The organism is Rhodococcus sp. IEGM 1318 (genome assembly GCF_033142465.1).
In the GTDB taxonomy this organism is placed as follows: Bacteria; Actinomycetota; Actinomycetes; order Mycobacteriales; family Mycobacteriaceae; genus Rhodococcus_F; species Rhodococcus_F qingshengii_B.
In genome coordinates this window covers 226,983-243,031 of the sequence record NZ_JAWLSC010000005.1, presented here as the reverse complement: position 1 = coordinate 243,031, position 16,049 = coordinate 226,983, and the positions used below count along the sequence as shown (strand labels likewise).

The following is a 16,049-nucleotide window of genomic DNA, read 5'->3' as shown; positions in this document are numbered from 1 at the left end:
ACGGCGACATTGCACAACTGCAGGGCTCGGATTTAGGCGCATTGTGTGACAGGCAGGATTGCGGTGGGCCGATACCGTGAACTCTCTACGGACGGCGATGCAAGCGGGAGGCGAGACGATGCGCGACATTTCCACTCAGCTGGCGCAGTGGCACGCCCGTGGCGAGGATTTTGCACTGGCGACGGTTGTCCGTACCTGGCGATCCTCACCACGCATGCCGGGTGCTTCGATGGCCGTCTCACGCTCCGGTGAGGTGGTCGGCAGCGTCTCGGGCGGGTGCATCGAGAGTGCGTTGTACGAGATCGCCCAGGAGGTTCTCGCTGACGGCACCAGCCGCGTCGAGGTCTTCAGCGTCTCCGATGACGACGCCATCGGAGTAGGTCTGACCTGCGGCGGAACCATCGAAGTGTTTGTCCAGGCGGTCGGAGCCGATTTCACCGAGTTCGGTCAGGTCTGTGAGCGAATCGAGGCTGATACGCCTGTCGTCGTGGTCACCGAAGTGCGTCCGGGAGCACCGGCACGGCACCTCGTCGTCGAGCACGGACGACGCAGCGGGGATCTGGATGCCACGGAGGACGAGGTCTCCATCCTGTTGCGCACTATGGACACCGGTGAGTCCGTAGCCTTCGTCGCGCCGGCGGGAACTCTCATCGATTCGCAGCACGACTTGCTGGTCGAGATCTTCGCGCCGCTACCGAGGATGTACGTCTTCGGAGCCATCGACTTCGCCGCCTCGATGTGTACGTTGGGCGCCTTTGCGGGTTACCGAGTGACCGTCGTGGACGCACGGCCGGTCTTCGCGACACGAGCGCGCTTCCCCGACGCCCACGATCTGGTCGTCATGTGGCCACACAAGTTCCTCGAAACCGCACCGATCGACAACAAAACCGTCCTGGCCGTGCTCACGCACGACGAGAAGTTCGACATCCCCTTGCTCGAGATCGCGCTGCGTTCGCCGGCTGCATACGTCGGCGCGATGGGAAGTCGTGCGACGCATGAGCGTCGGGTGGCGCTGTTGAAGGAGCGAGGCGTTACCGACGCCGAGTTGGGGCGTCTGCACTCACCGATCGGGTTGGACCTCGGCGCCAGGACGCCGGAGGAGACTGCAGTGTCGATCCTCGCCGAGATGACCAAGACCCTGCGCAATGCATCCGGTTTGGAACTGCGGGATCTGCAGGGGCCGATCCACCCGCCACCTCAGGAGAATCCGACCGCCCTGCATCGAACGGCCTGAGTCGACTGCGCTGAATTCGGACATCTTGTGTTCGGTGGGGATAGGATCGTTTCTTTCGTGAACCATCTTCCGTGATCCGAATGAAATCGAGGTGCCTGCCAAGTGGCAAACCCGGCCGTACCGGCATCCGAGGTGAATGCTGTTCTCTCCGAACTTCTTCGAACCCCGCTCCTTCCTGGTGTTCGAAAGGTCGCCGGCGGCTCCGAAGACCCGACGGTAGCCCGGGTGGGATTCATGGCGGTTCCGGACATCGGTCCGTGGCTGCGACACGGACAGTTGCTGATCACCACGCCGGAAACCCTCGCCCGGGTCACCGAAACCTTCAAAGCATTTGTCGGACGGTTGTCGACGCGCGGAGTTGCAGCGCTCGCCGTCCAATTCGGAGCAGACGGGGACACTCTCGCGCCGGAACTGGTCGACGCGGCCGAAAGCGCCGACTTTCCGCTTCTGGTCTTTCACGGCGCATGCGATCACCCCGCGGCGCGGGACCGTGAGCAGACGGAGTCGGCGCAGATCGACGCCATGTTCGGGGCCGAGCGGTTGCGGCGGCTACTGGTCGACGTCGTGATGGGCGGCGGCGGACTCCCGCAGTTGACCGAAGTCATCGCACGGGAGATGAAGGGTGCGGCTCTGGTCACCACCTCGGACGGACGCGAGATCTGCCGCGCCGGGGACGCCGCGGAGCGCAAGCATCTGTCAGCCTGCCCGGCTGTCGATTCCACCGGTCGTCTGCGGACCGACACCGTCGAGGGCGGGTTGGGTCTGCACGAGTTCGACGGTCAATTCATCGCGGTGTCCGCGATTTCCGCCAATCACATCGACCACGGGCGTCTCGCGTTGTTCACCGGTGAGCGCGTGATGACGAGTTACGACCAGTACCTGGTCGAGCGTGCCGCTTCGGTGTGCGCCTTGGTCATCACCCGCGAACAGGCCGTGGCGTCGGTGGAGGAACGCCATCGCGCCAACTTCGTTCACGATCTGCTCCTCGGCCGGGCCGGGGACCACGATCACGTTGTCTCCCACGCCAAGACGTTCGGGTGGGACTTCGATCGCCCGCTGGTGATCGTTTCGATCGAGCCGGATCCGGTGGACGAACCGACCTCCGCGGCGCCCGCTCGGCTGCCCGTCGTCGATCGTCAGGCGATGGCGTTCTCCGGCGCGATCGCTCACCGTGATCCCGGTGCGGCGGTGACCGCGCTGACGGGCGAGACGGTGATCGTGATGGGCGTCGGCACCGACACGATGGCATTGGTGCGGGACCTCGTCACGGTCGTTCGTGGTGAAGGTGGCGGCGGGAGAAGGCCGTTCAGTGTCGGGGTGTCCCGGCCGACGGCTGCGATCGACGCCGTCCCTGCGCTCTACAGTCAGGCGCGAACCGCACTGACCGTCGGCCGGCGGATTTCCGGTCCGTGGACGGTGACTCAGTTCGACGATCTGGGCGTGTACAGACTGCTCAGTCTGGTCGAGGACGAAAACGAGCTCGAGACGTTCGCCCGCGAGACGCTGCGGGAATTGACGGAGGAAACTGCCGAAGCGCAGGACATGCGCAAGACATTGGAAGTCCTGCTCGCGACCAACATCAACATTGCCGAGACGGCGCGCAAGCTCCACTTCCATTACAACACACTGCGTTACAGGGTCGTTAAGCTGGAGAAAATGCTGGGACCCTTTACGGCGCAACCCGAACTCCGACTCGATCTGTCTCTAGCACTGAAGATAACCGCGATGCGCGGCATCAATCACTAATATTGCCAATCCGGGTCGGTGGGTTCTGGCAGATTGTCATCACGTCGATACCCCCGCGCTGTAATAGCGTTTCACTCCAGTCACGGTGTTTTGTGAGCTGGAGCACACTCAGCGTTCGGACACCTTCCTCTGCACGAAAGGTCCCATCATGCCGATTTGGACGTTGCACGGAGATGGAAAGAACATCAAGCCGGGTGAAGTGGTCGCTCCCGGCGAGCGGCTCAGCTGGGGAAGAACCATCGGGCTGGGCAGCCAGCACGTGGTGTCGATGTTCGGCGCGACGTTCGTGTTCCCGATCATCATGGGCCTCAATCCTCAACTTGCCGTGATGATGTCGGGTTTCTGTACCCTCTTCTTCCTGCTGGTGGTCAAGGGACGCATTCCCAGCTACCTCGGAACGTCGGCGGCCTTTGTCGGTGGTATCGCCGCCATTCGTGCCCAAGGTGGAACGTCCGCAGAGGTGACCGGCGCGATCTTGGTGTCCGGACTCGTCCTGGCGGCCATCGGTATCGCGATCCACTTCCTCGGCGGCCGGGTCGTGTTCAAGGTTCTTCCGCCAGCGGTGACCGGCGCGGTGGTGATGTTGATCGGATTCAACTTGGCACCCGTCGTCGCGGGGCTGTACTGGCCGCAGGACCAGTGGGTGGCCCTGATCGTCATGGTGGCCCTGATCGTCATGAGTATCGCGCTACGCGGCTTCATGGCCCGCATCGCCATCTTCCTCGCGCTGATCTTCGGCTACGCCCTCTCCTGGATCCTCGATCGCGTCTCGGGCACGATCACCTCGTACGACGCAGGCACCGGTGAAATCACCGAGCATTTCCGCGTCAACTGGGATTCGGTGCACTCGGCGTCGTGGTTCGGACTGCCCCCGTTCTCGGACGAAGCCAACGGAATCGTCGGCATCCACGCCCCGTCGTTCAGCCTCACGTTTATCATCCTGGTCCTTCCGGGTGTCATCGCGTTGATCGCGGAGAATGCGGGCCACGTCAAGGCCGTGGCCGAGATGACCGGGGACGACCTCGACCCGTACATGGGACGTGCGCTTGCCGGCGACGGTTTTGCCACCGCTATCGCCAGCAGCGTCGGCGGCTCGCCCACCACGACGTACGCCGAGAACATCGGTGTCATGGCAGCGACCCGTGTGTACTCCACCGCCGCCTACGCGGTTGCCGGCATCGTCGCCATGATGCTCGGCTTCTCCCCCAAGTTCGGTGCCGTCATCTCGGCGACGCCCGGCGGCGTTCTCGGCGGAATCACCGTGGTGCTCTACGGCATGATCGGCCTTCTCGGCGCCAAGATCTGGAAGGAGAACGGTGTCGACTTCGGTAATCCGCTCAACCTCATGCCGATCGCGGCCGGCCTCATCATCGGTATCGGCGACACGGCTCTGAAGTTCAGTGACACGTTCTCACTCAGCGGCATCGCGCTCGGCACCATCGTCGTGATCGGGATGTACCACCTGTGCCAGTTCATAGGTTCGAAGAATCCTGAACTGAATGCGAAGAATCCGGAACCGAACAAGCCGGTCTCGAAGGCTCCCGGCGGCGATCGGGAGGAACCTGCCCCACAGCTCACGTGATGTAGAGCTGAATGTGTGCTCACACCGAAGGCCGGACATCCTCCGTGGAGGATGTCCGGCCTTTTCGGTGTTCCGGGTATTGACCGATCAGACGGAGGTACTGGCTTCGACCAGGCCGATCCGGTTGATTCGTTCGGTGCGGGTGATGAGCCGTTCAGTCGCATCGGTAGCGGTGAGCACGCTCAGCTCGTAGTGCAGGACCGCTCCGATACGGGTGCAGAATGCGGCGGATTCGTCCGCGGCATCGGGAAATTCGGGGATGACCCGATCGACGATGCCGCCCGCGAGCAGATCGAAGGACCTAATCCCTTGACTGGCAGCCATGTCCGGCGCGTGCGTGATGTCGTGGAACATGATTGCGCTCGCACCTTCGGGAGGTAAGGGCGACAGCCAACCATGGCGGGCCGCCAGCACTCGATCGGCCGGAATCAGTGCCAGGGCACCGCCGCCGGTGCCCTGCCCGAGCAGGAGGGAAATGGTGGGGACCTCGAGTGAAATCATGTCGGCTATGCACCGAGCGATCTCGCCGGCCAGTCCGCCTTCTTCGGCTTCCTTCGACAGTGCCGCGCCTGCCGTGTCGATGATCGTCACCAACGGCAGGTCGAGTTCTGCGGCCAGCCGCATTCCTCGCCGAGCTTCCCGGAGAGCGCCGGGGCCGAGTGGGGAGTGAGGAGTCTGTCCGCGTCGGTCCTGTCCGAGAAGGACACAGGGCATGTCGCCGAAGCGGACGAGTGCGAGCATGATGCCGGGATCATTCTCGCCTTGGCCGGTTCCGTTGAGCGGGAGCATGTCCGAAGCGGAATTGAGCAGCACTTCACGAATCCCAGGTCGGTCTTCGCGTCGGGATGCGACGACCGATTCCCACGCCGACGTATCGGGTGGGCAGTCGTACGCGCACGGGTCACTTGGCAGTGAGTACCCACGACGCGCCCCGGTGATGATGCGCAATGCGCGTTCGACGATTTCGGCGAGCTGGTCTGGCGGCCTCACTGCATCGATGAGTCCGTGCTCGTGAAGGTTTTCGGCTGTCTGGACACCGGCAGGGAAAGGTGAGTTGTACAAGGCCTCGAACACTCGGGGGCCGAGGAATCCGACGAGGGCTCCCGGTTCCGCGATCGTCACGTGACCGAGTGATCCCCAGGACGCGAATACGCCTCCGGTGGTGGGGTTTCGGAGATAGACGATGTAGGGTAGGTGCGCTTCTTTGTGCTTGATGAGCGCCGCGGTGATCTTGACCATCTGCAAAAACGCCGTCGTCCCCTCCTGCATGCGTGTTCCCCCGGACGTGGGAAGCGCAAGAAGGGGCAGGTGCTCCTGCGTAGCTCGTCGGATGGCGACGACAAGGCGTTCGCCAGCTGCCACGCCGATCGATCCGCCGAGAAAACCGAACTCGCAGACGATGATTGCCACACGGCGGCCTCGGACGGAGGCGCTGCCCGTCAGGACGGACTCGTCGAGCCCGGTCTTCTCCTGGGCCCGCAGAAGTGCTTCCGCGTAATCGGAGTCGGTCGCGACGGGGATCGGAGGGGTATCCCACGACTCCCAGGTGCCGGCATCGATCACCAGGTCGAGCAAGTCGCGAGCCGTCAGGCGGTTCATCGGGTGAATCCTTGTAGCCATGACATGACTTCGTCAGTGTCTTCACCGAGAACCGGAGGTGCAGTGTGGCGGGTCTCCGTCACTTCGGTTCCGTCCGGATCGAAGAACCGCAGCGGCGGACCGGGCAGAGTGATGTTGCCGAGCGTGCTGTGGTCGACATCGACGAGCAATCCCTGTGATCGGGTCTGCTCCCATTCGTACACTTCGGAGATCGTCCGAACCCGTCCTGCCGGTACTCCGATGCGGTCGAGTTCGGTCAGAAGCTCGTCACGCGAGTACGGCTTGAAGGTACGTTCGATCAATTCGACTACCTGGAAATGATTCTCGACGCGTTCGGCGTTTGTTGCCATACCCGGGGCGTCGGGATCGAGGTCGAATCCTTCGCAGAATCTTCTCCACAGGCTCTCGCTGCCGACCGAGATCTGTACTGCGCCATCGCCGGTACGAAAGAGTCCGTACGGTGCGATCGAGGGATGGTGGTTGCCTTGCGCTGTTCCTACCTCGCCGGCGACGGTCCACTTTGTTCCTTGAAACGCATGAACACCGACCACGCTGGCCAAGAGCGACGTTCGAACGACACGGCCTCTCCCCGTCTGTTCGCGTTCCTTCAAAGCTGCGACGACACCGAAGGCGCCGTACATTCCGGCGAGAAGATCGGCGATCGGAACTCCGACCCTTTGGACGTCGTCCGGACTCGAGCCGGTCAGCGACATGAGTCCGGCTTCCCCCTGGGCGATCTGGTCGTAGCCGGCGCGACCGCCTTCCGGGCCGTCGTGGCCGAAACCGCTGATGGACAGGACGATCAGTCGAGGATTCAGTTCGGCTAGCCGCTCGGTGGAGAATCCGAGTCGATCGAGCACTCCGGTGCGGAAGTTCTCCATGAGAACGTCGGCGCGGCAGACGAGATCTTCGAGGGTCGCGCGCCCACTGTCGGATTTCAGATCGAGCGTGATCGATTTCTTGTTCCGGTTCGTGGACAGGAAATACGTCGATTCCCGTTGCGTGTTCGGCGGTTCCAACGGTGGTTCCACAAAAGGCGGCCCCCACCCACGGGTGTCGTCGCCACCGTGAGGTGATTCGACCTTGATCACGTCGGCACCCAGATCGCCGAGCATCATTGCCGCGTGAGGACCCGCGAGTGCGCGCGTGAGGTCGACGACAATCACGTCGTGTAACGGACCACTACGAGCACTTGTGTTGTGAGGCTTCGAAGTCGAGTTCATGTCGCACCGCCGTGTTCTGGTGTAATTGGCTGAGCCAGTTGGTGGTTGAGGCCTCCGTAGTTCGGTCGACTCCGGTCCGCTGGACCGAGAAACCGGCCAGGGCCACTGAAGGAGGTATGTGCGGCCCGTCTTTCGAACGGTAAGCGCGCACCGGTCAACGGCACATGGGTAACCTTGCCGACGACGGGTGTCAGTGGTGGGTAAGAAGTGACGAACGCTCACCGCACGGCTGGATTGCGGTTGTATCGAACCGTAATTGGGGCGTTCTGTCAGCTCATCTCGTGCATCTTCATGACCTGCAGGGCGAGTGAGACGTTCAATCGAAGGACGGGGTCGTCGGTGAACGATCCGACGACGCTCTCCAGCTTTCCGATTCTGTATCGCAAAGTGTTGTAGTGCATATGCAGTGCGCGGGACGCCTCGGCGACATTGCAATTGCAGTCGAGCAACGTCTGGAGTGTCAGACGCAAGTCCGCGGCTTCGGCGTTGTCTGCCGACAGGGACTTCAGAACATCATCGGTGAACGAACGCAGTTCGCTCTTGTCCGTCTGGAGCGAGAGGAGTCGGTGTACGCCGAGTTCGTCGAAGTGCGCTATCTGCCCCGGCCCGTTGATACGTCGGCCGACAACCACGGCTGTACAGGCCTGGTCGTAGGCCGCGGGTAGATCGGCCAGGGAGTAGATCACCCGGCTCACTCCCGTGCTGAAGGATCGGCGGCCGCTGGTGCGGTCTCCGGCAACCTTGCGCACCAACCCTTCGATGTCCCGAACCGCACGGTCGGTGCTGGTCGGGAAAAGTGTGACCACCTCGTGTCGAAACCCGACGGACGGTGCCGTCCGCTCGTGGGTGCGTACCACTTGTTGCCAGCCGTCGCTGAGTCGATCTTGGTCCGTGCGAGTGGAATTCGCGTGCTGGGATTCCGGGTGGTCGACGTCGAGTTCTGCAACCACAACGGCAAGGGGGCGAGTAACGTCCCACCCCAATTGGGTGAAGTGCGCGCTCACTTCCGCCGGCGAGCCGGCTTCGCCTATCAGTGCGTCGCGGAGAAAGTCGCCGCGAAATTTGGATTCCACTGCCGCAACTGCCAACTGCTTGGTGACGGCCAGAGCAGCAACGGTGGCCGCTCGCTCCAACGCTTGCACGACAACTGCGCCGAGTTCGTGGGTACCGGCGTACGCCACCATTCGGCCGTGGTCTGTGCCGCCGGCCACCACTCGGGTGAGCGCCAACTGGCCGGGAAATCCCTTGGGCGCGTTCTGTAAACCGACAGCAACCCGCTCGGTCAGGAACCGACCGGTGCTCTCGAACAACGGAAGCGCGTTCAGCGCGGCTGAATCCCCGGCCTCGGTCAATACCCTTCCGTCCGGCGAACAGATCAGAACGCTGACGTCGAAAAGCGCGGCGAATTCTGCGGCAATCTGAGGTAGATCGCCGCCTTCCAAGACGATCGACGTCAACGAGCGGTGAAGTCGATCGGCGATGTCGAGTGCCGCGGACTGCTTTGCCACCAACTTGGTGAAGACCTCCGAGATCACCTCGTCGAATCCTGCGGTGACGGGAAGAACCAATAGCGGCAGGCCTCGCTGCTCTGCCATGTGCAGCATGGCTTCCGGCAGTTCGTCGAGATAGCGGCCCGTTTTCACGGCAAGTGCCGCGACTCCTCGACGTGCAAGACCGTCGACGAGGTCACTGAGATCTGTGTCGTCGAGAAGCTCTCCGGTTCGCCCGTAGCGCAGCGGGAACCCGGTTGTCACCAACAGTTCGTTCGGCTTCACCCAAGCGAGGATGTCCGGTACTTCCATCACGTTCACCGATTGAACGAGGTGGCGCAAGCCCCCGCGCCCGGCAAGGACTTCGGCTCCACGCAGACTGGGCAGCTCGAGGACATCCCGAACCGTCAGTCTGTAGTCGCCACCTTCTGGCAAATGTTGAAGCTCTTCGCTCGAATATTTGGCAGATCTATCCATGTCGCGAGACTACGCTCGATCGCACAGTGAACATTGTCAACAGTTGACGAAAATCTCCTCCCGGAATGAGTGGTCTCCGTATGTCTGCCGACTATCTTGGTCCGAATTGGCGATCGCCGGCGTCTCCGAGTCCAGGTACCAGGAACGCATTTTCGTTCAGACCGTCGTCGATGCTCGCGGTGAGGAGTCGGACCGGATGTCCGGAATTCTTCAATGCTTCGATCCCTTCCGGAGCCACGACGACGCAAATTGCAGTCACGTCGGTTGCTCCGCGTGCAATGAGCAGATCGATTGTGCGGATGGTGGATCCGCCGGTTGCCAACATCGGATCGAGGACGTAGACGGGGGTGCCCGACAAATCAGCAGGCAGGGACTCCAGATACGGAACCGGCTGGTGTGTCTTCTCGTCTCGCGCCATTCCCACGAAACCGACTCCCGCCTGCGGAATCAGGGCGCTCGCTTGTTCGACCATCCCGAGGCCGGCTCGCAGGACCGGTACCAGGAGCGGTGGATTCGCCAGTCGCACTCCCTGCGTCGGAGCAACTGGCGTCTCGATGTCGAACTGTTCCACTTCTGCGCCGCGCGTGGCCTCGTAGACCAACATGTGCGTCAGTCTGCGTAGGGCGGACCGAAATGTTGCGTTGTCGCTGCGAGCGTCGCGCATGGTCGTGAGCAGAGATGCCGCCAGCGGATGGTCGACAACAGTGGTGTCCATGGTCGAATCGTAAGTGAGAACCGATGGGGCGGCGCGGAACCGGTGAATCGGAGTCGAAATAACCAATCGCGGTTTTCGTTTGGGCAAGTATTGACGATGCCGAAGGGTTCGAGTCGTCATAGCGTGGTCGGCATGGCAGTTCCGAACCGCTCGGCTGGACTGGGCGCCGGGAGCTGTCAAGGCCCAATTTTGCCTCCACGATTCCCTATACAAGGAGATGCCAATGCCCGAAGCAATCGAGGTCCGTAAGGTTCCGCTACACAGCGTCTCCGACGCCAGTGAGCTCGCCAAGCTGATCGACGACGGTGTCCTCGAGGCCGACCGCGTCATTGCAGTCATCGGCAAAACCGAGGGTAACGGCGGCGTCAACGACTACACGCGCATCATCGCGGACCGAGCGTTTCGAGAGGTTCTCTCCGCCAAGGGCAATCGCAGCCTCGAAGAGGTGGCGCAGGTACCGATCGTCTGGTCAGGTGGTACGGATGGCGTGATCAGCCCGCACGCGACGATCTTCGCGACGGTACCGGCAGACAAGGTCACCAAGACCGACGAGCCGCGACTGACCGTGGGCGTCGCCATGAGTGAGCAATTGCTGCCCGAGGACATCGGCCGTACGGCGATGATCACCAAAGTAGCTGCGGCAGTCAAAGATGCGATGGCCAATGCCGGCATCACCGATCCTGCCGACGTGCACTACGTACAGACCAAGACTCCGTTGCTGACAATCCACACCATCCGTGACGCCAAGAGCCGCGGCAAGACGGTGTGGACCGAACAGACTCATGAGTCGATGGACCTGTCCAACGGCGGTACGGCCCTCGGGATCGCGGTTGCACTCGGCGAAATCGACATGCCGTCCGACGAGGATGTCATGCACAGCCGCGAACTCTTCTCTTCTGTCGCGTCCTGCTCGTCCGGCGTCGAGCTGGACCGGGCTCAGATCGTCGTCGTCGGTAATGCACGTGGCGTCGGCGGACGCTACCGGATCGGCCACAGCGTGATGAAGGATCCGCTCGATCAGGACGGCATCTGGGCGGCGATCCGTGACGCCGGCCTCGAGCTTCCGGAGCGGCCGCACTCGAGCGACCTCGACGGTCAACTCGTCAACGTGTTCTTGAAGTGCGAGGCCAGCCAGGACGGAACGGTCCGCGGCCGTCGTAATGCGATGCTCGACGATTCCGACGTGCACTGGCACCGCCAGATCAAGTCGTGTGTCGGTGGAGTCACTGCCGCTGTCACCGGTGATCCGGCTGTGTTCGTTTCGGTCTCGGCAGCGCATCAGGGCCCCGAGGGTGGCGGCCCTGTCGCCGCGATCGTCGACCTCGGTCAGTAACAGGCAAGAACCTCGCTGGAAACCTCGACAGTCGCGCCGCCACCGGCAATTCGTCACTCGAATCGGTTGCCGGTGGCGGTGAGTCCGTCCGGTGTATTTCCTGGCGCACCCCACTTCACTGCTTGAAAGGATTCACGATGGTTCATGCTGCTGACCCTGTCGACGAGAGCGTTTCCGGTGCGCCCGAGAATCGCGAGCTCGTCATGGCCGATGCGGTCACGCTCAGTGGTCTGATACGTAGGCGTGAAGTGTCGTGTGTCGAGGTGATGGACAGCTTCCTCCACCAGATCGAAGCACATAACCCGGCGGTGAACGCGATAGTTGCCTTGCGGGATCGGGAAGCATTGACGGCGGAGGCGCGCGAGCGTGATTCGCAGTTGGCGAGTGGGCAGTATCTCGGTTGGATGCACGGGTTTCCGCATGCAGTGAAGGATCTTTCGGCAGCCAAGGGTCTGCCGTTCACCTCCGGGTCGCCGATGTTCGCGGACCGAATCGCCGAAGAGGACGACCTGTTCGTCAGGCGGATCAAGTCTGCCGGTGCCATTGTGATCGGCAAGACAAACACCCCGGAGTTCGGGCTCGGATCCCAGACGTACAACCCGGTGTGGGGTACGACGTTGTCGCCGTACGACAATTCGCGCACTGCCGGCGGTAGCAGCGGAGGCGCCGCAGCGTCGTTGGCGCTTCGCATGCTGCCGGTGGCTGACGGAAGCGATTACATGGGTTCGCTCCGAAACCCGTCGGCGTTCAACAACGTCGTGGGGTTTCGACCATCGTGGGGTCGGATACCGGAGACGGGATTCATCGCGCAGGGCGCGGTTGTAGGCCCGATGGGCCGAACCGTCACCGATGTGGCTCACCTGCTCTCCACGATGGCAGGGCCCGATGCTTATGCACCGCTGGGGATTCGTGAGGATCCCGCTGTGTTCACCGAAAGCCTCGCACGTGATCTGAAAGGCTCTCGGATTGCATGGGTCGGTGACTGGAACGGTTACCTGGCAACCGAACCTGGGGTTCTCGAGTTGTGTGAATCCTCGTTCGAGGTCTTCGAACAGCTGGGATGTCACGTCGAGGCGGCGCTTCCCGACTTCAAACCCGAGGACATCTGGCAACTGTTCTTGCGATGGCGTTGGTGGGCGCAGCTCGGCTTGATCGATCAGTACAACGACCCGAGTATGCGTGAGTTGATGAAGCCCGAAATGTTGTGGGAACTCGAGCATGCTGTCACCCTCTCGGCGCTCGACGTGACCAAGGCTGCGGAGGCCCGAAACGGCTGGCTGTCGGCCGTTACCAAGATGTTCGAAACGTACGACTACATTCTTGCGCCGAGTGCTCAGGTGTTTCCTTTCGACAAGAACACTCACTGGCCCGAGACCGTCGACGGGCGGTCGATGGACACGTATCACCGGTGGATGGAGACGGTTGTTCCCTGGACGATGGCCGGAGTTCCGGTTGCGGGGATGCCGGTCGGCTTCGACGATCGTTCGCTCCCCATGGGTATCCAGATCATCGGTCGGCACGGCGCCGACGTGGACGTACTCCAACTCGCCTACGCATTCGAGCAGGCAACCAAGTGGGTCGAGCGGGTACTTCCGCCCGCACTCCGCGTGAACTGACTCATCTATTTCGAACGTATCCAGTTGGGAGAGAACGACGATGGCTTCGGCATTGTGGCACGGGTTCGCGGACATGGGCGCTGTGGAGAAGAACGGCGCGTTTGTCGTCTCTCGCGGTGAGGGCGCGTACATCTGGGACCGTGAGGGCACGCGGTATCTGGATGCGACGGCGGGCCTGTGGTTCACCAATGTCGGGCACGGGCGCACCGAGATCGCGGATGCGGTGGCGGCTCAGTTGTCGAAGATCGCGCATTTCTCCAACTTCGGTGATTTTGTTCCCGAGACCACGCAGGTGTTGGCCGAGCGTCTGGCGGCCATCGCGCCGGCTTCCGGGAGCAAGATCTTCTTCACCTCAGGTGGTTCGGATTCGGTGGACACCGCGGCGAAGCTGGCTCGCCGGTACTGGCACGAGGTGGGGCAGCCGGAGAAGACGATCATCGTCGGACGCCAGAAGGCGTATCACGGGATGCATGTTGCGGGAACGGCTTTGGCTGGTATTCCGGTGAACCGTGAGGGTTACGGCGAGCTGATGGCGGATGCCGCGACGGTTGGTTGGGATGATGCGAAGAGTCTGCTCGAGTTGATCGAGCGGATCGGTGCGAACAAGATCGCGGCGTTTTTCGCGGAGCCGATCATCGGTGCGGGTGGGGTGTATCTTCCGCCGGAGGGGTATCTGGCCGAGGTGCGTGACATCTGCCGTGAGCACGACATCCTGTTTGTGGTCGACGAGGTCGTGACCGGTTTCGGTCGGATCGGTGGTGAGTGGTTCGCGTCCACTCGTTTCGATTTGCAGCCTGACATGATGACCACGGCAAAGGGTTTGACGTCGGGTTATGTTCCGATGGGTGCGGTGTTCATTGCGCCGCGGGTGGCGGAGCCGTTCTATGCCGGTTCGTGGTGGCGCCATGGGTACACCTACGGCGGGCATGCTGGTGCTGCAGCGGCGGCGATGGCGAACCTCGACATTGTCGAGCGTGAGAATTTGCTCGTGGAGTCGAAGCGTTTGGAGGCGTCGTTGCATACGCATCTGCAGCCGCTGGCGGAGCATCCGCGGGTGGCGGAGGTGCGCAGTGGGCTCGGTGCGGTCGCGGCGGTGCAGTTGGCTGATCCGGCGGAGGCGTTGCCGTTTGTGAAGACGTTGCGTGAGCACGGTATTTCGGGTCGTGCTGCGGGTCAGGGCGCGGTGCAGATTTCGCCGACGTTTGTCATGACCGATGATCAGGTCGCGGAGATGGCAGCAGGGATCCTCGCAGCCCTCGGCTAGGTACCTCGTTTTCCGTTGACAGACATCGTGTTACGGAATCATTAAGCCGACGAAAATGTTGGGGCCTGTCGTATCACGGTCCCAATTTCCGTCGAAACTGTCTCCAACACTGACGATGACCCCTGCCCGCATCATCTGTCACCATTGTTGCCAATCTCGGTGAGCGGGTTCTGGCAGATTGTCATCACGTCCAAATCTTGGTGCTGTATTAGCGTTTCACTCCAGACACGGTGTTTGTGAGCTGGGGCACAAAGCATTTCGAACACCTTCCTTCTTCGCGAGAGGTCTCGTCATGCCTATATGGACGTTGCACGGAGATGGAAAGAACATCGGGCCCGGTGAGGTGGTTGCTCCCGGCGAGCGACTCAGTTGGGCGAGAACCATCGGATTGGGTGGTCAACATGTCGTGTCGATGTTCGGCGCGACGTTCGTGTTCCCGATCATCATGGGGCTCAATCCTCAACTTGCCGTAATGATGTCGGGATTTTGTACACTCTTCTTCCTTCTGGTGGTCAAGGGGCACGTCCCCAGTTACCTCGGTACGTCCGCGGCCTTTGTCGGCGGCGTCGCCGCTATTCGTGCCCAGGGCGGAACGACGGCGGAAGTGACCGGTGCGATTCTGGTGTCGGGGTTGGTTCTGGGGTTCGTCGGTATCGCCATCCACTTTCTCGGCGGTGGCGTCATCGGTAAAGCGCTACCGCCGGTGGTCACCGGCGCAGTGGTGATGTTGATCGGTTTCAACCTGGCGCCGGTTGTCGCGGGGCTGTACTGGCCGCAGGACCAATGGGTGGCACTGATCGTGATGGTGGTACTGATCGTGATGAGCGTTGCGCTACGCGGTTTCCTGGGACGTATCGCCATTCTCGTCGCGCTGGTTTTCGGTTACATCTTCTCGTGGGTGCTCGACCGGGTCTCCGGTCCGATCACGTCCGCCAGTGGTAGTGGCGCACCCACCGAGCACTTTCGTGTCAACTGGGATTCGGTGCACTCGGCGTCCTGGTTCGGCCTGCCGCCGTTCTCGGACGAAGCCAACGGAATCGTCGGTATTCACGCTCCCTCGTTCAGCCTCACGTTCATCGTCCTGGTCCTTCCCGGTGTCATCGCACTGGTCGCGGAAAACGCCGGCCACGTCAAGGCAGTCGCAGAGATCACGGGCGACGATCTCGACCCGTACATCGGACGCGCAATTGCCGGTGACGGTTTTGCCACCGCCATCGCCAGCGCAGTAGGCGGCTCCCCCACGACGACACACGCCGAGAACATAGGTGTCATGGCAGCCACTCGGGTGTACTCGACCGCCGCGTACGTGATTGCCGGTTTCATCGCGATCCTGCTCGGCTTCTCGCCCAAGTTCGGAGCCGTCATGGCAGCGACGCCCGGCGGCGTTCTCGGCGGAATTCTTGTGGTTCTGTTCGGCATGATCGGTCTGCTCGGCGCCAAGATCTGGAAAGAGAACGGTGTCGACTTCGGGAATCCCCTCAATCTGATGCCGATCGCGGCCGGCCTGATCATCGGTATCGGTGACACGGCTCTGAAGTTCAGTGACACGTTCTCGCTCGGAGGTATCGCGCTCGGCACCATCGTCGTGATCGTGATGTACCACCTCTGCCAGTTCGTCGGGTCCTGGAACCCCGAGCTGAACAGGCCTAAGTCCGGACGGCAACCGAGCGCAACGCCGGGGGCGAATGCGTCGGATGACGAAAGGGAAGTGCCCGTGGCGCAGCTCACGTGATGCCAAGTTGAATGTATGCCAGGTATGACCCGTGACCG

Annotated in this window: 11 protein-coding genes; 7 read left to right on the top strand and 4 right to left on the bottom strand. The window is 62.1% G+C overall.

The features are described 5' to 3' along the window. Positions 1-118 precede the first annotated feature (118 nt). The 3 genes from R4P65_RS14385 to R4P65_RS14375 all read left to right on the top strand — a co-directional run bounded on the left by R4P65_RS14385 (position 119) and on the right by R4P65_RS14375 (position 4,562). Entirely contained in the window at positions 119-1,234 is a 1,116-nt protein-coding gene (locus R4P65_RS14385; protein WP_317827016.1) for an XdhC family protein, read from the top strand. A gap of 102 nt (positions 1,235-1,336) precedes the next feature. After that, positions 1,337-2,980 (top strand): PucR family transcriptional regulator, encoded by a 1,644-nt coding sequence (locus R4P65_RS14380; protein ID WP_317827015.1) that lies wholly within the window; start codon positions 1,337-1,339, stop codon positions 2,978-2,980. Positions 2,981-3,128: 148 nt separating this feature from the next. Further along, positions 3,129-4,562 (top strand): uracil-xanthine permease family protein, encoded by a 1,434-nt coding sequence (locus R4P65_RS14375; protein WP_317827014.1) that lies wholly within the window; start codon positions 3,129-3,131, stop codon positions 4,560-4,562. 87 nt (positions 4,563-4,649) lie between these two features. Here R4P65_RS14375 and R4P65_RS14370 read toward each other — a convergent pair whose 3' ends face one another. The 4 genes from R4P65_RS14370 to upp form a co-directional block, all read right to left on the bottom strand. Further along, on the bottom strand, positions 4,650-6,161 hold the full coding sequence (locus R4P65_RS14370; RefSeq protein WP_317827013.1) for a carboxyl transferase domain-containing protein: 1,512 nt from the start codon (positions 6,159-6,161) through the stop codon (positions 4,650-4,652). Continuing rightward, on the bottom strand, positions 6,158-7,384 hold the full coding sequence (locus R4P65_RS14365; RefSeq protein ID WP_230817699.1) for a CaiB/BaiF CoA transferase family protein: 1,227 nt from the start codon (positions 7,382-7,384) through the stop codon (positions 6,158-6,160). Before R4P65_RS14365 ends, R4P65_RS14370 begins: the two co-directional genes overlap by 4 nt. 269 nt (positions 7,385-7,653) lie before the next feature. After that, on the bottom strand, positions 7,654-9,351 hold the full coding sequence (locus R4P65_RS14360; RefSeq protein WP_317827012.1) for a PucR family transcriptional regulator: 1,698 nt from the start codon (positions 9,349-9,351) through the stop codon (positions 7,654-7,656). Between the two features lie 91 nt (positions 9,352-9,442). After that, the gene (gene upp / locus R4P65_RS14355) at positions 9,443-10,066 is read right to left on the bottom strand and encodes a uracil phosphoribosyltransferase (protein ID WP_317827011.1); all 624 of its coding nucleotides are present in this window, start codon (positions 10,064-10,066) and stop codon (positions 9,443-9,445) included. A gap of 223 nt (positions 10,067-10,289) precedes the next feature. On the opposite strand from upp, the gene R4P65_RS14350 reads away from it, so the two are divergent. The 4 genes from R4P65_RS14350 to R4P65_RS14335 all read left to right on the top strand — a co-directional run bounded on the left by R4P65_RS14350 (position 10,290) and on the right by R4P65_RS14335 (position 16,011). After that, positions 10,290-11,399, top strand: coding sequence for a ring-opening amidohydrolase (locus tag R4P65_RS14350; RefSeq protein ID WP_317827010.1), 1,110 nt, complete (start codon positions 10,290-10,292; stop codon positions 11,397-11,399). A 137-nt stretch (positions 11,400-11,536) separates the two neighbouring features. Further along, the gene (locus R4P65_RS14345) at positions 11,537-13,015 is read left to right on the top strand and encodes an amidase (RefSeq protein ID WP_317827009.1); all 1,479 of its coding nucleotides are present in this window, start codon (positions 11,537-11,539) and stop codon (positions 13,013-13,015) included. 40 nt (positions 13,016-13,055) lie between these two features. Further along, positions 13,056-14,279 (top strand): aspartate aminotransferase family protein, encoded by a 1,224-nt coding sequence (locus R4P65_RS14340; RefSeq protein WP_317827008.1) that lies wholly within the window; start codon positions 13,056-13,058, stop codon positions 14,277-14,279. A gap of 292 nt (positions 14,280-14,571) precedes the next feature. Further along, positions 14,572-16,011 carry a uracil-xanthine permease family protein gene (locus R4P65_RS14335; protein WP_317827007.1) on the top strand — a complete coding sequence of 480 codons (1,440 nt, stop codon included), beginning with the start codon at positions 14,572-14,574 and terminating at the stop codon, positions 16,009-16,011. Positions 16,012-16,049: the final 38 nt, after the last annotated feature.